Source organism: Saccharopolyspora mangrovi, from assembly GCF_035320975.1.
GTDB lineage: Bacteria > Actinomycetota > Actinomycetes > Mycobacteriales > Pseudonocardiaceae > Saccharopolyspora > Saccharopolyspora mangrovi.
The window spans coordinates 141,631-163,470 of the sequence record NZ_JAWLNX010000015.1 but is presented as its reverse complement, the minus strand read 5'-3'; the positions used below and the strand labels follow the sequence as shown (position 1 = coordinate 163,470).

At 71.8% G+C, this 21,840-nt stretch carries 21 protein-coding genes; 10 read left to right on the top strand and 11 right to left on the bottom strand.

The window, feature by feature from the left end; translation table 11 throughout:
* Window positions 1-223 precede the first annotated feature (223 nt).
* Window positions 224-1,540 (top strand): MFS transporter, encoded by a 1,317-nt coding sequence (locus R4I43_RS21410; protein ID WP_324267452.1) that lies wholly within the window; start codon window positions 224-226, stop codon window positions 1,538-1,540.
* The gene (locus tag R4I43_RS21405) at window positions 1,537-2,958 is read left to right on the top strand and encodes a pyridoxal phosphate-dependent decarboxylase family protein (protein WP_324267451.1); all 1,422 of its coding nucleotides are present in this window, start codon (window positions 1,537-1,539) and stop codon (window positions 2,956-2,958) included. Before R4I43_RS21410 ends, R4I43_RS21405 begins: the two co-directional genes overlap by 4 nt.
* Here R4I43_RS21405 and R4I43_RS21400 read toward each other — a convergent pair.
* Entirely contained in the window at window positions 2,955-3,878 is a 924-nt protein-coding gene (locus R4I43_RS21400; RefSeq protein WP_324267450.1) for an alpha/beta hydrolase, read from the bottom strand. The two genes, R4I43_RS21405 and R4I43_RS21400, sit on opposite strands and share 4 nt — an antisense overlap.
* A 248-nt stretch (window positions 3,879-4,126) precedes the next feature.
* Here R4I43_RS21400 and R4I43_RS21395 point away from each other — a divergent pair, with 248 nt between their 5' ends.
* Entirely contained in the window at window positions 4,127-4,591 is a 465-nt protein-coding gene (locus tag R4I43_RS21395) for a CAP domain-containing protein (RefSeq protein ID WP_324267449.1), read from the top strand.
* Window positions 4,592-4,663: 72 nt separating this feature from the next.
* Here R4I43_RS21395 and R4I43_RS21390 read toward each other — a convergent pair whose 3' ends face one another.
* The 6 genes from R4I43_RS21390 to R4I43_RS21365 form a co-directional block, all read right to left on the bottom strand.
* The gene (locus tag R4I43_RS21390) at window positions 4,664-5,731 is read right to left on the bottom strand and encodes a maleylacetate reductase (protein ID WP_324267448.1); all 1,068 of its coding nucleotides are present in this window, start codon (window positions 5,729-5,731) and stop codon (window positions 4,664-4,666) included.
* Window positions 5,728-5,922 carry a hypothetical protein gene (locus R4I43_RS21385; RefSeq protein ID WP_324267447.1) on the bottom strand — a complete coding sequence of 65 codons (195 nt, stop codon included), beginning with the start codon at window positions 5,920-5,922 and terminating at the stop codon, window positions 5,728-5,730. The genes R4I43_RS21390 and R4I43_RS21385 overlap by 4 nt, the downstream gene beginning before the upstream one ends.
* A 12-nt stretch (window positions 5,923-5,934) precedes the next feature.
* Window positions 5,935-6,546: a LysE family transporter gene (locus tag R4I43_RS21380; RefSeq protein WP_324267446.1), complete on the bottom strand. Its 612-nt coding sequence runs from the start codon at window positions 6,544-6,546 to the stop codon at window positions 5,935-5,937.
* Between the two features lie 229 nt (window positions 6,547-6,775).
* On the bottom strand, window positions 6,776-8,737 hold the full coding sequence (locus R4I43_RS21375; RefSeq protein WP_324267445.1) for a hypothetical protein: 1,962 nt from the start codon (window positions 8,735-8,737) through the stop codon (window positions 6,776-6,778).
* Window positions 8,734-9,297, bottom strand: a complete 564-nt coding sequence (locus R4I43_RS21370) for a hypothetical protein (protein ID WP_324267444.1) — start codon at window positions 9,295-9,297, stop codon at window positions 8,734-8,736. Before R4I43_RS21370 ends, R4I43_RS21375 begins: the two co-directional genes overlap by 4 nt.
* 12 nt (window positions 9,298-9,309) lie before the next feature.
* Window positions 9,310-10,005: a hypothetical protein gene (locus R4I43_RS21365; protein ID WP_324267443.1), complete on the bottom strand. Its 696-nt coding sequence runs from the start codon at window positions 10,003-10,005 to the stop codon at window positions 9,310-9,312.
* Window positions 10,006-10,301: 296 nt separating this feature from the next.
* Between R4I43_RS21365 and R4I43_RS21360 the strand changes: the two genes are divergently transcribed.
* The 5 genes from R4I43_RS21360 (at window position 10,302) to R4I43_RS21340 (ending at window position 14,790) form a co-directional block, all read left to right on the top strand.
* A complete protein-coding gene (locus tag R4I43_RS21360) occupies window positions 10,302-11,246 on the top strand; it encodes a LysR family transcriptional regulator (RefSeq protein WP_324267442.1) in 945 nt (314 codons plus the stop codon).
* A 69-nt stretch (window positions 11,247-11,315) separates the two neighbouring features.
* On the top strand, window positions 11,316-11,759 hold the full coding sequence (locus R4I43_RS21355) for a Rieske (2Fe-2S) protein (protein WP_324267441.1): 444 nt from the start codon (window positions 11,316-11,318) through the stop codon (window positions 11,757-11,759).
* Between the two features lie 3 nt (window positions 11,760-11,762).
* A complete protein-coding gene (locus tag R4I43_RS21350) occupies window positions 11,763-12,869 on the top strand; it encodes an amidohydrolase family protein (RefSeq protein ID WP_324267440.1) in 1,107 nt (368 codons plus the stop codon).
* Complete coding sequence (locus R4I43_RS21345; RefSeq protein WP_324267439.1) at window positions 12,866-13,921, top strand: amidohydrolase family protein; 1,056 nt, start codon at window positions 12,866-12,868, stop codon at window positions 13,919-13,921. The genes R4I43_RS21350 and R4I43_RS21345 overlap by 4 nt, the downstream gene beginning before the upstream one ends.
* Window positions 13,921-14,790, top strand: coding sequence for an alpha/beta fold hydrolase (locus tag R4I43_RS21340; RefSeq protein WP_324267438.1), 870 nt, complete (start codon window positions 13,921-13,923; stop codon window positions 14,788-14,790). Before R4I43_RS21345 ends, R4I43_RS21340 begins: the two co-directional genes overlap by 1 nt.
* Here the strand turns inward: R4I43_RS21340 and R4I43_RS21335 are convergent.
* The 3 genes from R4I43_RS21335 to R4I43_RS21325 form a co-directional block, all read right to left on the bottom strand.
* Window positions 14,759-16,186: an LCP family protein gene (locus R4I43_RS21335; protein WP_324267437.1), complete on the bottom strand. Its 1,428-nt coding sequence runs from the start codon at window positions 16,184-16,186 to the stop codon at window positions 14,759-14,761. The genes R4I43_RS21340 and R4I43_RS21335 overlap by 32 nt on opposite strands.
* A 256-nt stretch (window positions 16,187-16,442) precedes the next feature.
* Window positions 16,443-17,009, bottom strand: coding sequence for a GNAT family N-acetyltransferase (locus tag R4I43_RS21330; RefSeq protein WP_324267436.1), 567 nt, complete (start codon window positions 17,007-17,009; stop codon window positions 16,443-16,445).
* A gap of 292 nt (window positions 17,010-17,301) precedes the next feature.
* Entirely contained in the window at window positions 17,302-18,597 is a 1,296-nt protein-coding gene (locus R4I43_RS21325; RefSeq protein ID WP_324267435.1) for a nickel pincer cofactor-dependent isomerase, group 22, read from the bottom strand.
* A gap of 131 nt (window positions 18,598-18,728) precedes the next feature.
* Between R4I43_RS21325 and R4I43_RS21320 the strand changes: the two genes are divergently transcribed.
* Both R4I43_RS21320 and ilvA read left to right on the top strand, forming a co-directional pair.
* Window positions 18,729-18,968, top strand: coding sequence for a DUF5313 family protein (locus tag R4I43_RS21320; protein WP_324267434.1), 240 nt, complete (start codon window positions 18,729-18,731; stop codon window positions 18,966-18,968).
* Between the two features lie 6 nt (window positions 18,969-18,974).
* Window positions 18,975-20,225: a threonine ammonia-lyase IlvA gene (ilvA, locus tag R4I43_RS21315; RefSeq protein ID WP_324267476.1), complete on the top strand. Its 1,251-nt coding sequence runs from the start codon at window positions 18,975-18,977 to the stop codon at window positions 20,223-20,225.
* Here ilvA and R4I43_RS21310 read toward each other — a convergent pair.
* A complete protein-coding gene (locus R4I43_RS21310) occupies window positions 20,222-21,805 on the bottom strand; it encodes an alkaline phosphatase D family protein (RefSeq protein ID WP_324267433.1) in 1,584 nt (527 codons plus the stop codon). The two genes, ilvA and R4I43_RS21310, sit on opposite strands and share 4 nt — an antisense overlap.
* Between the last annotated feature and the right edge of the window lie 35 nt (window positions 21,806-21,840).

Below are 21,840 nucleotides of genomic sequence, written 5' to 3'. Positions count from 1 at the left end.
GGCCGCAGTGGTGCCGCTGGCGCGCCTCGCAGAACGGCTTCGCTGTTCGAGGAGCCTGCGGTCACTGTAGAGCACCGGATTCGCTCGGTCACCCGAATTTGGCGCGGCTCACTCACCGGCCAACACGAATGGCGGCCTCGGGTAACGAAACGACCCGATCAGGCGCGGAATTCGGCACGCCGGTGCGACGATGCGGACAGGCGAGCGATCCTGGAGGAGATCAGTGCCCCTTCCCGTCCAGAGCCGCATCGGCCCCCGCGCCAGAATCGGCTACTCGTTCGGATCCCTGGTCACCGGCTCGTTCACCACCGTTCCCGGGCTTCTCCTGCTGCCGTACCTCACTGACACCCTCGGCGTCCCGGGGGTGATCGCCGGCGCGATCGTGCTGGTGCCGAAGGTGTGGGACGTGGTGTTCAACCCGATCGCCGGAAGGCTCTCGGATGCCGGCCTCGTGCGCCACGGCAGCAGGCGGCCGTTCCTGCTCTGCGGTGGGGTGGGCGTGGCAGTGCTGTTCGCCGCGATCTTCGCCCACCCCGGCTTCGGCAACCCGGTGCTCGACGCCGGCTACGTGATGGTGATCTACCTGCTGTGCGCCACCGCGTTCGGCGTGTTCCAGGTCCCGTTCAACGCGCTGCCCGCCGAACTCACCGACTCCTACGGCGAGCGCACCCGGCTCACCAGCTGGCGGATGGGTTTCCTGGCGGTGGCGGTGCTGCTCTCCGGCGGCGCAGCGCCCGGCATCGCCAACGGCATCGGGGGAGTGGCCGGCTACCGGGTGATGGGCGTGGTGACCGGCCTGGTGATCCTGCTCGGCGCGGTGCTGATGGTGCTGGGCATCCGCGACGCACCGGTCGGGCGGCTGCGCCCGAGCGCGCAGGGCTGGCGCGAACTGGTGACCACGATGCGGCGGTGGCGGTCGTTCCGCCGCCTGGTCGCCGTCTACTCGGTGCAGGCGCTCGGGCTGGCGACCTTGCTGGCCGGTGTCAACTACGCCTCCCGCTACGTCTTCGGCGATCCAGCGGTGCAGACCTGGCTGTTCGTGGGCTTCGTGCTGCCGGCCCTGGTGACCATGCCGCTGTGGCCCAGGGTCGGGCGGCGCTGGGGCAAGTTGTGGGGTTTCCGCGCGGCCTGCATCGCCTTCGGCGTGGCCAGCGCGGGTTTGTGCGCGGCGCTGGTGCTGCCGGTGCCGGTTTCGTTCCTGTTCGTCGGACTCGCCGGAGTCGGCTACGCCGGCATCCAGGTGTTCCCGCTGGCGATCATGCCGGACCTGATCACCGACGAGGAGGAGCGCACCGGGGAGACCCGGGCCGGGATCGCCGCAGGCGTGTGGACCGGTGCCGAAACACTGGGAATGGCGCTGGGACCCGGACTCTTCGGTCTCGTCCTCGGCCTGGGCGGTTACGCGTCCAGCGTGGACGGGATGGTGCCGCAGCCGGACAGCGCCGTGATCGCGATCCTGCTCGGCTTCTCGCTGCTGCCGGGTGCGCTGGTGCTGCTGGGACTGCCGCTGCTGCGGCGCGACGTGCTGGAGGGGCGTTGAGACCAGCCGAGGAGATCCTGGCCGAACTGGGCGAGCTCCGCGCGGGCGACCTGCCCACCCGCGGCGGGCGCACCCTGGCCTACGTCTACGACAGCGGGCTCGACGGCGTGGACGACCTCGCGGCCGCCGCGCACGCGCAAGCGGCCGGAGCCAACGGACTGGACCCGACCGCGTTCCCGAGCCTGCTGCGCATGGAGAACGACCTGGTCGCCGCCGCTTCCCGGCTGCTGGGCGGCACACCCCGCGCGGTCGGTTCGGTGACTTCCGGCGGCACCGAGTCCTGCATGCTCGCGGTGCTGGCGGCGCGCGAGGGCAGAACCGAGGTCATCGCACCCAACGTGGTTCTGCCCGCCACGGCGCACGCCGCCTTCCACAAGGCCGCGCACCTGTTCCGGGTTCGCCCCGTGATCCTCCCGGTCGACCCGGTGACCTTCCGCGCCGACCCGGACACCATGACCGCCGCCATCGACGACGACACGGTCCTCGTGGTCGCCAGCGCTCCGTCCTACGCCCACGGCGTGCTGGACCCCATCGCCGAGATCGCCGCCGGCGCGGCCGCGCGCGGGGTGCGGATGCACGTCGACGCCTGCATCGGAGGCTGGGTGCTGCCCTACTTCCGGCGGCTCGGCCGTTCCGTGCCCGAGTTCGGCTTCACCGTGGACGGCGTCACCAGCGTGTCGGTCGACCTGCACAAGTACGCCTACTGCCCGAAGGGCACGTCGGTCCTGCTGCACGCCGACGCGGAGCTGCGCCGCGGCCACTTCTTCGCCGACGCCGGCTGGCCGGGCTACACGATGCTCAACTCGACGCTGCAATCCACCCGTTCCGGTGGTCCGCTGGCGGCCGCCTGGGCGGTGCTGCACCACCTCGGCGACGACGGATACCTGGCGCTCGCGCAGGCATCGCTGGACGCGGTCGAGGTGGTGCGGGCGGAGATCGAGGACATCGACGGGCTCCGCCTGGTCGTCGAACCCAACTCGACGCTGCTGGCGATCACCACTGACGGCGAGGGCCTCGACCTGTTCACCCTCGCCGACGAGATGGGAGACCGCGGCTGGTACGTGCAACCGCAGTTCGCCCACCAGAGCTCACCGGCGAACCTGCACCTGACGATCACCGCCGCGAACCGGGGCGGCGAAGCCGAGTTCGGCGCAGCACTCCGCCACTCCGCCGCGGCCGCCCGCGAAGCGGGACCCGTGGTCGTCGACGAGGGCATCGCCGCGTTCCTCGAGGGCCTCGACCCCGACGCGCTCACCGCGGAGGAGTTCGGCGAACTGCTCGCCGCGGCGGGCATGGGTGGCGGCGCCGGGCTGCCCGAGCGCATGGCCGAGATCAACGCGATGCTGGCGATCGCCCGGCCGGCGCTGCGGGAACGACTGCTGCAGGAGTTCCTCGGCTTCCTCTACCGCCCGTCCTAGCGCTCGTCGTGCGCGCGCCGGAGGTGTTGGCAGATCAGCTCGTAGATCTCCCGCACCAGCGCGTCGTCGCCGCCGAGCTGGTCGTAGCCGTGGTCGACACCGGGGATGTCGCGGTGTTCGCGCAGCACCCCGGCCTGCCGCAGCGACTCGGCGTAGCGCAGCCCCTCGGCGTTGAGCAGGTCCAGCTCGGTGGTGATCAGCAGCGCTGGTGCGGTACCGGCCAGGTCCTGCCCGTTGTCGCCGTGCGCGGGCGAGGCCAGCGGGTCCGCGCCGAGCGCGCGATCGGGCAGGTAGGAGTCGTGGAACACCGCCGCCATCCACGGTTTCAGGAACGGCCGCTGGGCGTGGGTGCGAGCCCGCAGCTTCTCCTGAACCGGGGTCACGAGATCCAGGGCCGGGTAGTGCAGCACCTGCAGCGCCAGGTGCGGGCCACCCGCGTCGCGGGCCTGCCGGGCCACCGCCGTGGCCAGCGAACCACCCGCGCTGGCCCCGCCGACGCTGAGCCGGTCCGGGTCCACCCCGAGGTCGGTGGCGTGCTCGGCGGCCCAGCGCACCACCTCGAAGCACGCCTTCGGCGGAATCGGGAACGGGTGCTGCGGTGCCACCGGGTAGTCCACGTTGAGCACCGCTACCCCGCCGCGGGCGGCCAGGTACCGGCACAGCGGATCGTCCTGCTCGGGGTAGCGGATGATGAACCCGCCGCCGTGCAGGTTGACGTGCAGCGGAGACGTCCCGACTCCCGGCGGCAGGTACAGCGTGGCGGGCACCCGGCCGTAGGTGGTGGGCACCTCGATCCGGCGGGTCGCGCCCGGGATCTCGGGGAACCGCTGCCTGCGGCGGCTGTGCGAGGCCAGCGAGGTGACGCCCTGGATCACGGCGGCCGCGGCTCGCGTGACGGTGGAACGGCTCAGCACGGACATGGTGATCAACCTAGCCACCCGGATGGGGTCCGGGGGAGGGGCAGTCGCGGATGCTCTACCGCACGGGACGGGCCCGCGCAGAGTGGCGAGCGCGGTGGGGTCGCGGACAATCACCGGCGGGGCCTGCGGCGGCCCTCCACGATGCTGTCCAGGTCGGTCACCGCCAGTAGCGAGATGGTGTGAAGTCCCGCCGCAGCAACCTTTTTGATCTGAACACCCCGTCCGGAACTGCCGTAGCTTCGGATTCCATGACCCCGAAGACGACGCTCAGCGTAGTGGCCGGCGCGCTCCTGATCGGTGGTGGGATGAGCATCGCCGCGGCGTCCATGACAGCCGCCCCGGCACCTCCGGCGCAGGACCAGGTCGTGTCCTTGGTCAACCAAGCCCGAGCGGGTGCGGGATGCGCTCCGCTCACCATCGACGACAGGCTGACCAAGGCCGCCACCGAGCACAGCGCGGACATGGCGCGGCGCGGCTACTTCAGCCACACGACGCCGGATGGCGTCACCTTCGCCGAACGGCTGCGCGATGCCGGGTACCCCGCGCCAGGTGCCGAGAACATCGCGCGCGGCCACGCCAGCGCCGATCAGGTCGTCGGCGACTGGCTCAAATCCCGCGGCCACCGCAAGAACATCATGGACTGCTCGCTGCGCACGATCGGCGTGGGAGTCGAGTACGGCGGCAACTACTGGACCCAGGACTTCGGCCGGTGACCTGCGGCGACAGAACGTGGGTCCAGCGGCACGGGTCGAGAACGGTTGCCTCGGTGGCTTTTCCGCCACCGGTCATGAGCTCTCCGGTGCGGTTCCCGTCCACGCGGCGGTGAGCAGGCGGCGAACGCCCTCGACGGTGACCGGCCTCGGGTTGGACGGCGGGATCGCCGCCGCGGACAGCTCCGCCGCCTCGTCCAGGTCCGATTCCCGCAAACCCACGTCGCGCAACGCCTTTGGCGCCGCCAGCCCGTCGCGCAGCGCCACCAGCGAGGCGACGGCGTCGGTGCCGCCGAGGGCGTGCGCGATGCGCTCCGCGGCTTCGGGCGCGGCGGGAGCGTTGTGGGCCAGCACGTGCGGCAGCACGATCGCGTGCGTCTGGGCGTGCGGCAGGTCGTAGGTGCCGCCGAGCACGTGGCAGATCTTGTGGTGCATCGCCGAACCGGCCGAGGCGAACGAGACCGCCGACAGGTAGGCGCCGTAGAGGGCCAGGTCGCGTCCCTCGAGGTCGTGCGGATCAGCGGCGACCTTCGGCAGACCGGCGGCCAGCGTGCGCATCCCCTCGGTGGCCAGCGCCGCGTTGATCGGGTCCGCGCGCGGCGCCCACAGCGAGTCCACGCAGTGCGCGAGCCCGTTGAGGCCGGAGGCCACCGACAGCTCGACCGGCAGCGAGCAGGTGAGTTCGGCGTCGTAGATGACGGTTTCGGGCAGCACCCGGTCGTCGACGCCGGTGGTCTTGCGGGCGGCCTCGGTCAGACCCCACACGTTGGTGGCCTCCGAACCGGCGTAGGTGGTGGGCACCGCGACGATCGGCAGCCCGCTGGTCAGCGCGACCGCCTTGGCCAGGCCCGTCGTGGAACCGCCGCCGACGCTCACCAGCAGGTCGACGCCGTGCTCCTGCGCTGCGGCGCGCGCCTTGTCAGCCTTGGCGACCGGTACGTGCGGGGCCACGTCGTCGTGGTGCAGAGCGACATCGATACCGCTGGTCACGCGGCGGGCGAGCTCGGCCTCGCGGCCCTCGGCGATCACCATGACCGCCGCAGAACCCCGCAGCCGGACCTCCTCGGCCAGGTTCGCCGCGGCCCTGCCCGCCCCGAACAGGACCCGCTGACCCAGCGTCGTGTGATCGAATTCCAGGCTCACGCCGCACCTCCGAGATCGAGGACACCCGACAAGACCTCGGCCAGCGCCGCCGCCGGATCGTCGGTCATCCGGTGGCGGCGCACGTTCCTGCCGGGACGCACCACCACGCCATCCTCGCGGTTCGCCGCCCAGCGCGGTCGGTGCCCCCTCCGCACGGTGGAGATGGTCAGCACCCGGTCGCCGAAGAGCAACCCCGGGAACGATCAGCTCACCGCCGCGCGCACGGCCAGGACGACGATCAGGACGCTGGAGACCACCGCCGTCGCGACCCGCCCGCGCCGCCCGGACAGGCCCCGCCCGAGCAGCGAACCACCCGCGACCAGCACGAGCTGCCAACACGCGGAAGCGGCCCAGGCGGAGAGCGCGAACGCGGCGCGCTCACCGGCACCGCCGCCGATGTCGGCACCACCGCCCACCACGACCGCGGCGAAGTACACGACCGTCGTCGGGTTGACCGAGGTCATGGCGATCGAGGTGAGGAAGGCCCGCAGCGGTGTGAGCGAGCTCCGAACCCGCTGGTCCGCCCGCGTTCGCAAGGCGCTCAGCGCGATGTGGCCGGCGACCAGGACCAGCACGACCACCGAGGCCCAGCGCAGCGGTTCGGCCCAGCCGCGCACGCCCTCCAGCAGCGCACTGCCGCCGAGCACCGCCACCAGCGCGTAGGCCCCGTCGACCGCGGCCACCCCGAGGCCAGCGGCCGATGCGACGGCGAACGAGCTCCGCGCCGACAGCGACACGAGGTAGATGCCCACGGCTCCGACCGGAACCGCGATGCCGAAACCCGCCAGCAACCCGGCGAGGACCGCCCCGCTCACGGCACGGTCAGGGCTCGACCTCCACTGGACGACTGCTGCTGAGGACCCCTCGCCGCGGGCGAGCGGAACGGCAGGTGGACCCGGTGCGAAACCATGCGGGCAACCTAACCCGCACCACCGGCCGCGCAGAAGCGAATTTCCCGACCGCGCCGGGGCGCCGCGTTCGGGCAGCGGAACCGGGGACGCGGGCGATCTCGGCGACGGCCGAGAACCAAGGCAGGAGAGCCGATCACAGCTGGTGGGGCGTGCGGCGGTTGCCGGTGACCACGCCCACCACCACGAACCGGTCGGTCGAAGAACCCGGCGGCCGGTGCCTGGCCAGCCACACGCGCTCGTCGACGCGCGGAGCCCCGCGCGGGTGCGGCGTCAGGTCCAGCACCAGGAGCTGACCGAAGGGCACGTTCGCGCCGCCGTACTCGGCGGCCTGGGCCAGGTGCGCGGCCTCGAGGTGCTCGCGGGAAGCGTCGCGGAGCTCGCGCTTGACCTCCGTGACGTAGCGCAGCGAGCCGAACGTCGTGGCGACGTCGGCACGGCCCTGCGCCACATCGCCGACCTCCACCGCGACCAGCCCGCCGAGCTGCCCGGTGGCCAGCCACTGGTGGTAGTCGCGTTGCAGCTCCGCCTCGCGCGGACGCCGCTCGCCCTCGCGCAGCGCCCGCCGGTAATCGGCATCCGGGCCGCCCCAGGTCCTGGCCTCGAGGTCGGCGCGGCTGACCAGGAACCGCAGCGTCTGCTCCAGCAGCAGCCCGAACGTCGCCCGCACCCGCCCGGTGAACTCCGGCGAGTCGGCGAGCTGCCCGAGCAACCGGTCCAGCAGCGGGTCGAGCACGGGGTGCGCGGTGCGGGAACGGGCGATCTCGCTGCTGTGCACCACCCCGTCCAGCAGCCGCAGGTCCTCGTCGCCCAGCCCGGCCGTGAGCCCGGCCGCCTGGCGTTCACCGAGCACTCGCACCAGGGCCGGCGCAGCGCGGTGCGCTCGGGCCACCGCGGCGTGGCTGTCCTCGTCCTCGTCGACGTCCGGCGGGGTGCGCGAGGCCTGCGGGAGTGCGGGCCGCCGATCCGCCGCGGCGGTCTCGATGCGGCTGAGCAGCAGCTCGGCGGTGCGCGGCGGCAGCGGCGGGTTCTCGGCGGCCGAGGCCTCCACGACCGTGCGCCGCAACGCCGCCAACCGGCTCTGGCTGCGCACGATCGCGTTCTCGATGGTCGGCTCGACCACCACCGCCAGCCCGGGCGCCGCCTGCGCCCCCGGCAGCGGCTGCAGCGTCCGCACCTGCGTGTAGGCGTCCAGCACCGCGCCGAGCGCCTCCCAGACGTCCATCCAGATCGTCTCGGCCAGCCGATCCGACGCCGCGCGCAGCAGCAGCACCACTCGCCGCCACGCCGGTTCGGCCGCGTGCCTGGGGCGCAGCCACTGCGGTCGGTGGGTGCCCCGCAACCACGCGGAGCGCTGATCCAGTGCGGCCGTGAGCCGGTCCGCAGCATCCGCCAGCCTCCGCCGGTCCTGGGCCGCGAAGGCCAGGACCGCGTCGCAGACGGCCGCGTGCGCTCTGGCGTCGTGGCGGGCCTGCTCGGCGGCGTCGACCGTGGCGAACCGCGACCGCGCCGCCGTCAGCGCCTCCAGCACGGCAGGCATCTCGGTGGCGGTCAGCGCCGCGCGGAGGTCGTCGCAGGCCAGCTCGAACGCGGCGTCCACGGCCGCGGCCTCCTCGTGGCGCAGCCGGTCCAGCGCGCCGCGCAGCGGCGTGGTGAGCGCCAGTTCGCCCGCCCACCGGTCCATCGCCGCGCCCACCAGCCTCGGCAGCGCCTCGATGAACTCCTCCGGCGTCCCCGGCGGGAAGTCGGTGAGCCTGCCCAGCACCGCGAACGGCGCCACCGCATCGGCGATCGCCAGCCGCACGGCCCCTTCCAGCCGGCTCGCGGCGATCAGCGGATGCCGTTCGACGACCGGGCCCAGATCGCGCAGCAGCGCGTCGTGCAGCCGCGCGCCGTGCGCCTCGACCACCTGCGGTCCGGCCAGCAGCTCGTCGATGCTGGCCGCCAGCGCCAGCAGGCTGCGCTGCGCGGGCAACCCGTCGATGAACTCCGCTGCCGCGCCCCGCCAGCCGGGGGCGTCCCTGCTCGCCGCGGCCGTCAGCGCCGTGGCCTGCACCGGAGCCAGAGGCCCGGCCGCGGCAGCGCCCGGCGGAGTCACCGCAGGCCGTCCGGCGCGGGCGAACCCGTCGGGCTGTCGCCGCGACGCGGCCGCGGCGGTTCGGCGAGTTCGGCGACCAGTTCGGCCAAGGCGACCTCGGCGCCGCGCAGCCTCGCCAGCGCGGAGGCCTCGGCCGCCTCGCTGGAAGCCAGTCGCAGCCGCGCGGCCATCTCCGGTTCCGCCGCGTCCGCCGCGGACGCCGACAGGTCGCTGGTGCACACCGCGCACCGGTCGTGCTCGCGCTCCTCGCGGCGCCGCTGCTCCGAGATCGGGGTGTCGCAGCGCGGGCAGGAATGCGGCTCCAGGCCGTGGAACAGCACCCGCGCGACACCGTTCTCCCTGGTGTCGTTGAGGGCGCGCTCGTCGGTCTGACGGCGGTGCCGCGCCGACCGGTGCTGCTGCTCCAGCCGGTCCCACTTGCGCTCGGCCTCGTCGATCCGCCGCCGCACCTGCGCGGTCGGCGAGTTGCCGGCCGAAGCCAGCAGGTGCGCCACGGTCTCCGCGGGCATGCCGGTGATCGCCGAAACCCGTTCGTGCAGCGGTGAGGTGTCGGTGCTCATCGTCGAAACCCCCTACGCCGCGCGCAGTTCCGCGCGCAGCCGGTCGAGCCGGTCGCGGACCCGCTCGGCGATGGTGGCGATCGGGCTGCCGCGCCGCGTGCTGGCGTACTCGGCCTGCAGGTACTGGCGGTCGCGGAGCTCGTTGCCGCCGCGCCCGTCGGCGAGGTCGAGCACCAGCCGAACCCGGTCGACGTAGTAGCGGAAGGCCGGTGCCGTGGCGATGATCGTGCGGGCCACCTGCCTGCCCCGCGCCAGCAGGTAGTAGTCGTGCCGCCGGGTGTGGCCCACTCGGCCACGTCGGCGGCGCACGATCAGGCCCGCGCTGCGCAGCACCGCCAGCGCGTCGTCGAGCGGTTCGTAGGCGCCGAAGTGGTGGCGCAGCATCGGGTAGCGGCGCACCTCGGGTTCGTCGGAGTCGAGGATCCGTCCGGCCAGTTCCAGCAGTTGCCCCTCGGCGGTCCGCTCGTACTCGTTGAGCAGCTCGTCGGCGAGGAAATCCGGGCTGCGAAGCCAGAAGTCCAGCTTCTGCAGCCGCGTTTGCCCGGTCACGACGCCGACCGCGTCGGACAGCGCCGGGTCCGGGACCGGGACGGACAGCGGTTCGGCGGCACCATCGATCAGCAGCAACAACCGCACCGCGTCCTGCTCCCGGCTCGTCACGGGTGAGTCGGGCAGTTCGTCTGGCTGGTCACCGTCAACGTTGCGCACGTTCAATGAGCGTGCGGTCCGGCGGGGTGGTTCAGCTGTACTGCAAGCCAATGGGAAGTGTCATCTTCCGAACCAATCGGTGCTCCGACGTCCCGACGTGCGAGAACGCGACCCGTTTGGCTCAACCCCCGGGCGGTTCGACATCCGATCGGCGCAACGCCACCAGGATTCGACCACAACCCGTGCGTGCACGCTATCGGCAGCCGATGACCGGCGCAAGCACTTCTTGACACCGCCAACCCGGTGGGTGTGAATGATGCCGGGGACCGGGCGATGACGCGGCGGGAGCTGATCAGGTGAAGCAAACCGGATCGACGTTGGCGAACCTGGACCTCAACCTGGTCGTGTTCCTGCGCGAACTGCTGCGCGCCCGCAACGTCACCCGCGCCGCGGAGAACATCGGCGTCACCCAGCCCACCGCCAGCGCCGCGCTCGCCCGCCTGCGCCGGCACTTCGACGACGAACTGCTGGTGCGCAAGCGCGGCGGCTACGTCCTCTCGCCGCTGGCGGTGGAACTCGACGCCCAGGTCGAGCCGCTGTGCGAAGCCGCCGAGCGGCTGTTCACCACCGCACCGTTCGACCCGGCCAGCACGCAGCGGGAGTACACGCTGCTGATGCCCGACTACGTCCTCGAAGCAGTCGGCGAACCGATCTCGCGCGCCCTGCACCGGCGGGCCCCCGGCGCGAAGCTGCACATCATGCTGGTCACCGGCCGGTTGCCGGCCGACCTGGTCGAGACGCTGCGGCTGATGGACGGCCTGGCCTCCACCCCCAACGCGCGGCTGCGGGTGTCCGGGATGCGCTGCACCGAGCTGTTCCGGGACCGCTGGGTGTGCGTCGTCGACGCCGCCACCGTGCCCGCGAGCTGGGAGAAGCTCCCGGCCTCGGAGCTGCGCCGGCGCCCGTGGGTCGTGCCGCACCAGCCGGGGCGCGAATACCCCTCCACCGCACCGCTGGCCCCGCTGATGGCCTCGCTGCAGCTGACCCCGGAGGTCGCGGTGCGCGTCGACAGCTACCGCGCCACACCGTACTTCGTCGGCGGCACCGACCGCGTCGCCGTCGTGCAGGAACGCCTCGCCCGCCGCCTCGCCGACCGACCAGACCTGCGCATCCTCGACTGCCCCGGCGAGCCGGAACCGATCGTGGAAACCCTGTGGTGGCACGAGAAGCACGAAGCCGACCCCGGCCACCGGTGGATGCGCGAAACGGTGCGCGACGCCGTCCGCGACACACCGGTATAGAAGAACTCGATGCGCCACATCCCGATTTTCAGTTTCCGGCGGCGGTGCTGAACTCCCTACCGTCGAAGCATGAGAATCGTGGTGGCCAGGCTCGACGAGTTCCCGCCCGGCTCGCGCAAGGTCGTCGAGGCCGGACGCCGCTCCATCGGCGTCTTCCGGGTCGGGGACCGCTTCTACGCCCTGAACAACCACTGCCCGCACATGGGCGGCCCGCTGTGCGTCGGCCACACCAAGCCCTGGGTCGTCTCCAGCCAACCCGGTGAGTACGCGATGCAGGGCGAGGACGCGCTGATCGCGTGCCCCTGGCACGGCTGGGAGTACGAGCTGGAAACCGGCCAGTCGTTCCTCGGGCCCGGAGAACCACCCGTGCGCACCTACGAGGTCCGCCTCGAAACCGCAGGCGAACCAGCGGAACCCAAGAACGGGCGGATACCAGGACCCTACGTGGCCGAGACCTTCCCGGTCAGCGTCGAGGACGCCCACGTCGTGGTCGACACCAGCCCCAGGAGGTGAGCGATGACCAGCACCGTCGCTTCGCGCAACCAGGCCCGCAACCGCGCGGCCCGCACGATCGTCGACTCCGACATCCACCCGCAGGCGCTCCCGCGAGACATCCTGCCCCGGCTCGACGCCCGCAACCGCCGCCGCTTCGAGATGTTCGGCAGCCGCGTGCCCGGACCGCCTGAGATCTACCCGCGGGTGAGCAACGGCGGCTACCGCCTCGACTCCTGGCCCGAAGGCGGGTTCCCCGGCAACGACCTGTCCCTGGTGCGCCAGCAGCTGCTCGACGAGTTCGACGTCGACCACGGCGTGCTGATCCCGCTGCAGTCGCACAGCTGGGGCGTGGAAGCCCGCGAGTTCGCCGACGCGCTGTGCCGCGCCCTCAACGACTGGATCGTCGAGGAGTGGCTCGACCCTGAACCGCGGCTGCGCAGCTCCATCGGCGTCCCGCTGGAATCACCCGACCTCGCCGCCGCCGAGATCCGCAGGCGCGCGCACGATCCCAGGTTCGCGCAGGTGCTGCTGTCGACCGGGGGAGAGGCGCTGTTCGGCCGCCGCCAGTACTGGCCGATCTACGCCGCCGCGGTCGAGGCGGGTCTGCCGGTCGCCGCGCACACCGGCGGGCTCGAACAGCACCGCGGGCCCGGCTGGCCCTCGTTCTACCTCGAGGAGCACGTCTGGAACGGCAACACCATGTCCGCGCTGATCACGAGCATGATCTGCGAGGGCGTGTTCCAGGAGTTCCCGACGCTGCAGGTGATCTGCGTCGAAGGCGGCATCGCCTGGGCCGGACCGCTGATGTGGGCGCTGGACGAGGCGTGGTCCCAGCTCCGCGAAGACGTCCCGCACCTGCGCAAACCGCCCTCGGAGTACATCCGCGAGCACTTCTGGTTCACCACCCAGCCCATCGAAGAACCCGCGGATCCCGCGCACCTGGAGACCGCGCTGCGGCACATCGGCATGAACGACCGCATCATGTTCGCCTCCGACTACCCGCACTGGGACTTCGACTCCCCGCGCATGGCGCCCCGGCTGCTGCCCGCGGCCATCCGCGAGCAGGTCATGGGCGCCAACGCCTGCCGGCTGTACGGGCTCCCGCAACGACAGCAGGAGGCCCGATGAGCGCCCCGGCCCGCACCGACGTGATCGACACCGACGTGCACTGCGCCCCAGGTGGTTTCGCCGACCTGGAGCCCTACCTCGATGACTACTGGCGCGGGTACCTGCGCGACGGGACCCAGCGCATCAACCACGCCCAAGGCGGCGCGTACCCGCCGCTGGCGCCGACCACCGCCACCCCGCAGGCGCGCGAAGCCGGATCGGTGCCGCCGCACACCCTCGCCGACCTGCGCGCCCAACTGGACCCGGGCACGGCGATCCTCAACTGCACCACGTCGTTCGGCTGCAACCGCAACCCCTACTACGAGGCGGCCCTGACCCGCGCCATCAACGACTGGCTCATCGAGCACTGGCTCGACGCCGACGACCGGCTGCGCGCGAGCATGGTCGTGCCCACCCTGCACACCGAGGCCGCCGTGGCCGAGATCGAGCGCATCGGCGAGCACCCGGGCATCGTGCAGGTGCTGCTGCCGGTGCGCGGAGACCAGCCGTGGGGCAACGTCCGGCACCGCCCGCTGCTGCGCGCTGCCGCCGAGAAGGGCCTGGTGGTGGGCCTGCACGCGTGGGGACGGGTCGGCAACGCCATGACCTCCAGCGGGTTCACCCACACCTACTTGGAGGACTATCTCGGCAACTCGCAGAGCATCGTGCAGGCGCAGCTGGTCAGCCTGCTCGCCGAGGGCGTGTTCGCGCAGCTGCCGGAGCTGCGGGTGTCGCTGCTGGAGTGCGGCTTCTCGTGGCTGCCGCCCCTGCTGTGGCGCTTCGACAAGGACTGGAAGGGCGTGTGGCGCGAAGTCCCCTGGGTCAACCGCCGCTCCGGCGAGGTGATCGCCGACCACGTGCGGCTGACCACCGGACCCGCCCACCTGCCGCAGGACCCGGTGCAGGTCCGCGAAGCCCTCGACCTGCTCGGCCCGGGGACGCTGCTGATGCACGCCAGCGACCACCCGCACGACCACGGCAGCGGGGGAGGGCGCCTGCTCGCCGCGCTCACCGACGCCGAACGCGACGCGGTGCTGCGCGGCAACGCCGCGGCGTGGTACGGAATCCGTTGATGCTCGACGACTTCCGGCCGCACGACCTGCCCACCGGCTCCGGCGCAAGGATCCGGGCCCGGGTGGGCGGGTCCGGCCCGCCGGTGCTGCTGCTGCACGGCTGGCCGCAGACCTCGGCGATGTGGCACCGGATCGCACCGCACCTGGCCGCCACCCGCACCGTCGTGCTCGCCGACCTGCCCGGCTACGGCGACAGCACCGCCGCCCCGGGCGCCTCGCTGAGCAAGCGCGCGATGGCCGCGGAGCTGGTCGAGGCGATGGAAGCCCTGGGCCACGACCGCTTCGCAGTCGTCGGCCACGACCGGGGAGCGCGCTGCGCCTACCGCATGGCGCTCGACCACCCGCAGGTCGTGACCGCGCTGGCCGTGCTGGACATCCTGCCCACCGCCGACGTCTTCGCCCGCGTGGACGCCACGTTCGCCCTCGGTGCCTGGCACTGGTTCTTCCTGGCCCAACCCGACGTCCCGGAACGCCTCATCGCCGCCGACCCGGACGCGTTCTTCACCGGATTCCTCCGCCCGGCAGGGATCTTCGACCCCGAGGCCGTGGCGCACTACCGCGCGGCGTGGCGGCGCCCGGAGGTCGTGCGCGCCATGGGCCAGGACTACCGCGCGGGCGCGAGCATCGACGTCGCCGATGACGAGCACGACCGGGGCACCACGATCGACTGCCCGACCCTCGCGCTGTGGGGTGGTGGCGGGCCGGTCGGGCGCGAACCCGACCCGCTGGCGATCTGGCGCGCCTGGGCGCCGAAGGCATCGGGGCACCAGCTGGACTGCGGCCACTACCTCGCCGAAGAAGCTCCCGAGGACACCCTCGGCCACCTCACCCGGTTCCTCAGTTCACGCAGGGGATCCCCGCCGCGCTGATCGAGTCCTGCGAGGGCACCTCCGGGTCCTGCTGCCGCGCGGACCCGTCCAGCGCCAGGGCGCCGCCGGGGGAGAAGCGCGGACCGGAGGGCCCGTCGTAGTCCGAGCCGATGATCACCTGGACCCGGCCGGAGGACAGCGACGAGTCGGACTCGGTCGGCATCCCGCCCAGCAGCGAAGCCACCTCCTGGCCGGCCGCGTCCGCCCCCGGCCCGTAGCGCACCACCGAGGAGCTGCGCTTGCTGGTGTTGCCGACGGTGCCGACCTCGATGCCCTGACCGGAGAGCTGGTCCTGCACCTTCGAGGCCAGGCCGGAGGTGCGGGTGCCGTTGAGCACGTCGACCCGGGTGGCCACCGCTTCCTGCGAGGCCGAGGTAGGCGGTGGCTGCGCAGCGGGAGAGCTCGGAGCGCCCGGTGGCTGCGACGCCGCGCGCACCGCCTCTTTGACGTCGCGCGGATTGACCTTGAGCGCTTCGCCGTCGGGCGTGTCGTAGGCGGCGTCCTCGATCGGGATGGTGTTGAACTTGATCGCCCCGGCCGCCAGCCCGCGCAGCCGCTCGGCGAAGTCCAGCACGTCGGAGTCGTCGCCCAGGTCCAGCACGACCGAGTCCTGCACCGAGTTGATCAGGTCCCGCAGCTTGTTCGGGTTGGCCAGCACCCCACCGGAGAGCGCGGTCTGCGCGAGACCGGCCAGGAACGCCTGCTGGCGCACCACGCGGTCGAGGTCGCCGCGCGGCAGGCCGTGGCGCTGGCGGACGAACGCCAGCGCGTCCGGTCCCGCGATGGACTGCGGTCCCGCCTTGAAGTCCGCACCGGAGTAGGTGTCGCTGGTGTCGGAGTTCAAGCACACCGGGACGCCGCCGACGGATTCGGTGATCTTGGCGAAGCCCAGCAGGTTGACCTCGGCGTAGTGGTCGATGGAGGTGCCGGTGAGGTTCTCGACGGTGCGCAGCAGCAGCTTGCGGCCCGCGTCGTTGCCCGCCCGCTCCAGCGCGGCCGGGTCGGAGACGCCGCGCTGCTGCTGGCTGACGACCTCGGCTTCCTTGCCCCGCCCGTAAGCGGAGTTGATCTTGTGGTTTCCCTGGCCGGGAATCGACACGTAGGAGTCGCGGGGGAAGGAGAAGCCGACCGCGCTGGTCCCGTCGTTGGGGATGTGCAGCATGATGACCGTGTCGGTCAGCGACCCTTCGTTGGAGCCCGCGTGCAGTTCGCGCAGCACGTTCTCCGGCAGCGGGTTCCCGTGCGCGTCGGTGCGGCTGTCCATCCCCACCAGCAGGATGTCCACCGCGCCGTCCGCGCCGCCGCCCTCGGCGACATCGCTGGTGGCCAGGCCGTTGAGCAGGTGCCGGTAGTTGCTCCAGCCGTAACCGGTCACCAGCAGCACCACCAGGGACATGATGGTGGCGATGACCTTGGGCCCGATCGGCTTGCGGCGTCGACGCTGCGGAACCGGCTGGGCCGGCGGTCGCCCTCGGGGGCGCCGAGGCGGGACCGGATTCCTGTCGCGTGGCGTTGGCAAGGTTCCTCCGTCGGGTGCGCCCCTGGTCGGCGCTCGATCGACGCCTCCAGGATTACATCCCGAAACCGCTAGTCGGGCCTGTTCTGATCACTCGATCGCGGCCGATTTCGACACCCAACGTGATGGCGCCTGGTCAGTCCTCGGTCCGGCCCGCGCCGGGAACATCCGGCAGGTCGCTCTGGCGCACCCGGTAGACCTGCAGCGACGTGTCGTAGTACTTCGTGGTCTCGCCGACCCACTCCATGCCGATGCGCTGCGCGGTGGCGATCGCGCGCGTGTTGTCCGGCCTGGCCAGCGCGAAGATCTCGTCGATGTCGAAGGTGAAGGCCCAGTGCAGCAGCGCGATCGCGGCCTCGGTGGCGTAGCCGTGCCCCCACTCGGCGGGCCGCAGCTGCCAGGTCAGCTCCAGGTCGTGGTCGTGGGGCGGCAGCATGCGCAGCACCAGCCCGCCCATCACCTGCGAGTCCTCGCGGCGCACCATCGCGAAGCGGCCCGTCGGCGGGACCAGGTTGGGCTGCGATTCGGTCCAGGAGTGCACGACCGCTCGCATCGCGGCCAGGTCGGCGACGCTGGAGATCACCGGGGTGAGCCACTCGGTGACCTCGGGTCTGCCGTAGAGGTCCAGCGCGGCCTGCACGTCGGGGTCCTCGGTGGTCCAGTCCCGGACCACGAGCCGGTCGGTGGTCAGCGGAAGTTGCATCGTCCGGCCCTCGCCTTCCACGCACCGGCGGAGCCGCCGGGTCGAGTGCTGTGGGGGAGTTCCCCAGAATTCTATCCGCCCACCGCACGCCCCAGGCACATGTAATTTGCAGCTATCCCGTCAGTGCCGACCGAAATCAAAGCCAACCCGGCCGCGGCACCGCCACCACAGATGCCCGCAGAGCTCGGAGCCACGACTTCAATGGAAATCGGGTCCACGATTTCAATGGAAATCAGAACCCTGATCTCAGCGGGAATCCGGTGCGCGGGTGCCCCGGCCGGGAGGGGACGGGTCAGTGGATGGGTGGGAGCTTGGGGAGGCGGCCGTCGGTGTCGAAGTCCCAGTCGTGCGGATCGCCCAGCGCCGTCATGTCCGGGTGCTCGGCGACCTCCTGGGCGTAGGCCTCGGAGACCTCCACCCGCGGCATCGACAGCGTGTTGCGGATGCGCACCACCTTCGCCGGGCTTTCCTGCGGGCCGCGGGTGAGGTGCAGGGCCGCCACGATCGCGTCCCGGTCGTTGGCCAGCGCCATCGGGATCCGAGCACCATCCGGAACACCCGAGGTCAGCGAGTTGGTGTAGAACGACCCGAACTCGATCTGGTCCACGCACCCCTGCGTCGTCACGTCCGCCAGGCCCAGACCGCAGGCGTTGCCGTTGGTGTGCTCGGTCAGCCCCAGCACCACGATCCGCTTCACCGGTGTGGCGTGGAACTTGTCGGCGTTGACCGGGGCCCGGCCCGTGATGTTCGGGTCCATGCCCGCACCGCTGATGTCCTTGCCGATCTCATCGACCACCAGCACGTCGATGTCCGACATCAGCAGTTTCGGCATCAGCGACTTCGCCTCCGCCAGCAGCTCCGCCTCGCGCTCCAGCATCCGCTCCGTCGGGACCAGCTCCAGCCGGGCGATGTTCTCGTAGGCGTTCTCCACCACCGCCACGCCGAACTCGAACGGCGCCACCGCCAGTGCTGCCTGCGCGACCTCCGGGATCAAGGTGTCGAACTTCTCGAACCCGTGCCGGTGCAACGTCGCCGCGCCCTTGTGCTTGCCCAGCCCGATCCCGATCATCTTCGCCAGGCCGCTCTCGTGGCTGCCCCGGAAGTCCGTGTGCGGCTTGACCCTGCCCAGCACCACCACGCTGTCGGCCTGCGCCGCCTCCGCGTCGAAGTGCACCGGCGTGCCATCGGGCAGCTCGGTGATCACCACCGTCTCCATCGACGAGATGACCGGAGCGCCGACGGTCTCCTCGGTGACCCCGTACTCGGCCAGCACCTGCCGCTGCCCCTCCGCGGTGCCTCCGCCGTGACTGCCCATCGCGGGCACCACGAACGGCTTCGCCCCGTGCTCGGCCAGCGCCCCCACCAGGGCGATCACGATCCGATCCAGCTGGGCGATGCCCCGGCTGCCGACCGTCACCGCGATCCGCTTGCCGCTGACCGGGCGGGCGCGGTCGTGCTCGGCGACCTGCGAGCGGATGGTGCCTTCGAGGTCCTCGACCGACTCGGCGGCGAAGCGCTGCTCGATGGGGAACATCCGGGGAAGCTCCACACCAGCACCGGCCAGCTTTACTTTCTCCACGTTGAACATCTCTGGGTCCTTCGCTTTGACCAGGGGGTTGCCCCAGGTTCGCAGCTCGAACACCTGAGATCACCACTCCGCGAACGGTGGGGATGTCAGCGTCCGCCAGACGGTGGTCCTGCGGGTCCTATGCTTGCCCGATGATTCGTCCCGGGCCGCTTCGGTGGGTGTTCCACCAGTACGGGGGACGGTTGCCCGAGCGGTACCGGGACTGGGTGCTGCACGACGCGACCTGCCGGACCTGGGTGCTGCGGGTCCTGGTCCGGGGGCTGCTGCAGATCGCGCCCATCGGCGTGGTGCTGTCCCTGGTGCCGTGTGGCGGCAGCATCCGCCTGAGAGCTGAGCCACCCGGCGACCTCTGGATTCACCTGCGGCTTTAGTATCATCTGGTGTCCGTTGAGCTCAGTCCCGCCGCGATCTTCCGGGCCGGCACCCGTCTTCGGCAGGTGGTCCGGCGCACGCCGCTGGAAACCAGCAGCCGCCTGAGCGCGGAGCTGGGGGTCCCGGTGCGCCTCAAGCGCGAGGATCTGCAGGTCTGCCGCTCCTACAAGGTGCGCGGTGCCTACAACCTGATCTCCGGACTCGACGCCGACGAGCGCGAGCGCGGCGTCGTGTGCGCCAGCGCGGGCAACCACGCGCAGGGTCTGGCCTTCGCCTGCCGGGAGCTGCGGATCAAGGGCCGGGTGTACCTGCCGGCCAACACGCCCCGGCAGAAGCGCAAGCGGATCGCCTCCATCGGTGGCGAGTGGGTCGATCCGATCATCGCCGGTTCCTCGTTCGACGAGGCCAGCGCAGCGTCCAAGGCCGATTCGGAGGAGACCGGCGCGGTCTACGTCCACCCGTTCGACGACCCGCGCACCATCGCAGGTCAGGGCACCGTGGGCTTGGAGATCGCCGAGCAGCACGACGGTCCGATCGACACCGTGATCGTTCCCGTGGGCGGTGGCGGACTGCTCGCCGGCATCGTGCTGTGGCTCAAGGAGCACTTCCCGGAGATCCGCGTCGTGGGCGCCGAACCCGCGGGGGCGGCGAGCATGCGGGCGGCGTTCGACGAAGGTGCGCCGGTGAAGCTGCCCGCCGTGGACACCTTCGTCGACGGTGCCGCCGTCGGCCGCGTCGGCGACCTCGGCTACGAGGTGGCGCGGGAACTGGTCGACGAGCTCGTCGCCGTGCCCGAAGGCGCGGTGTGCACCGAGATGATCGAGCTCTACCAGACCGAGGGCATCATCGCCGAGCCCGCAGGAGCGCTGGCCAGCGCCGCCTCCCGGATGCTGGAGCGCACTCCGCGCGGCCCGGTGGTGTGCGTGGTCTCCGGCGGCAACAACGACCTCAGCCGCTACGGCGAGATCGTCGAGCGCTCCCTGCTGCACGAGGGCCTGCGGCACTACTTCCTGGTGACGTTCCCGCAGGAACCCGGTGCGCTGCGGCACTTCCTCGACGACGTGCTCGTCGACGGGCAGGACATCGTGGCCTTCGAGTACGTCAAGAAGAACAACCGCGAGACCGGTCCGGCGCTGGTCGGCATCGAACTCGACAACGCCGACGACCTCGACGACCTGCTGACGCGGATGAAGGAATCGCCTCTGCAGATCGAGCAGGTCTCGCCCGGTTCACCCCTGTTCTCCTTCCTGGTCTAGGTCAGGCGGCGGATGCAGGACTCCTGCAGCTCGTCGTCGGAGGTGGCTTCCCAGAGGGTCACCTGGGCGTGGTCGCCGCGGTAGTCGAGCTGAGCGATGGCGTTGCCGAAGAACGGCCCGTCGGTGCGGCGCCAGTCCAGCGGTAGCGGTGGCACCCCGGCGCGCAGCGCCATCCGGTGCAGCAGCCGCGACGGGGCGCTCGACCAGGCCGCGTGCAGCGGTCCGCGCAGCGCTCTCGGCGCCTGGTTGTGCAGCGGTGAGCAGGTCAGCTGGGTGATGCGGGAGTTCAGCGGACGCGGGTAGTCGGCCTCGGCGAAGTAGCTGTGGTGGACGTCGCCGGACAGGACGCTGATCGTGGTGGGCGCGCCGGGCCCGGCCGCGCGGTCGCCGATGAGACCGGCGAGCCGGTCGAAGGAATCGCGGAAAGCGGCCCAGTGCTCCAGATCGCCGGCCTGGCGGACCTTCTCGGCGAGTGCCGCGTGACCTCCGGAGCAGGCGTGTTCGTTCCACGACTGCAGGTGGTGGATGGCGGGCGGCAGCAGCCAGGGCAGCGACGACGCCAGCGCCAGGTGCCGCCGGTCGGCGGCGGCGACCTCGGTCAGCCAGGTGAAATCGGTCTTCGAGAGCATGGCGCGGTCGTCCGTCTCCAGGATCCGGCCGCAGCGGGTGTCGAGCACGACCAGCCGCACGCCGCCGAGATCGCGGAAGTAGCTCCAGCGCACGCCTTTCCGACCGCGCTCCTCGCGGTCGGCGATAGCGGCCATCTCGCGCAGCACCGGCAGCGCGTCGCCGTGCCTGCCGACCTCGCGCACCTCGCGGAAGACCGGATCGGCTTCGAGCTCGTCGGGGGAGAGGTTGCCGATGTGCTGGTAGATCCAGTAGGCCATCAGCCCGCCCAGCAGGCGTTCGCGCCACCAGGCCTGGCCGGACATCGCCGTGCGCCAGGCCCGCGAGGTGTTCCAGTCGTCGCGCACGTCGTGGTCGTCGAAGATCATCATGCTGGGCAGCGTCGACAGCAGCCAGCGCACCGGCGGGTCCTGCCAGGCGTGCCGGTACAGGCGCGTGTACTCCTCGAAGTTGGCGACCTCGCCGCCGGGCGGGCGGTGCAGGTCGCGGTGGGCGGCCAGTTCCCGGAGCACGTGGGTGGTGGGCTGGTCGGCGTAGACCTGGTCGCCGAGCAGCAGGAGCACGTCGGGTCGCTCGTCCTCGGGGGTTCCGGCGAGGCGGGCGGCGGTGGCGGTCAGCGCGTCGGGGCCGAGCCGGTCGCGCCCCGACGCGGGGCGGTCGAAGTGGCAGGAGCCGAACAGCGCGGTGAGACGGTCGGTGGCGGTGACGGGGCGGATCACGCTGGGGGTGAAACCGGGTTCGGGCCAGACCACGCGTCCGTCCAGCCGGACCTGGTAGGGCGTGGGGCCGGTGGCTCGCACGGTGAGCAGGGCGTAGTGGTGGCCGCCGACGTGGAAGGTGTCCTCGGCGGAGTCGAGGACCTCGACGGTGCAGGGACCGTCGGTCTCCACCCACACGGTCGCCCGGTTCCGGTCGACGTAGCGCAGCAGCGGGCCCAGCACCAACTCGGTCACCGACCCTGGATACACCACATGCGCGGTGGGGGAAA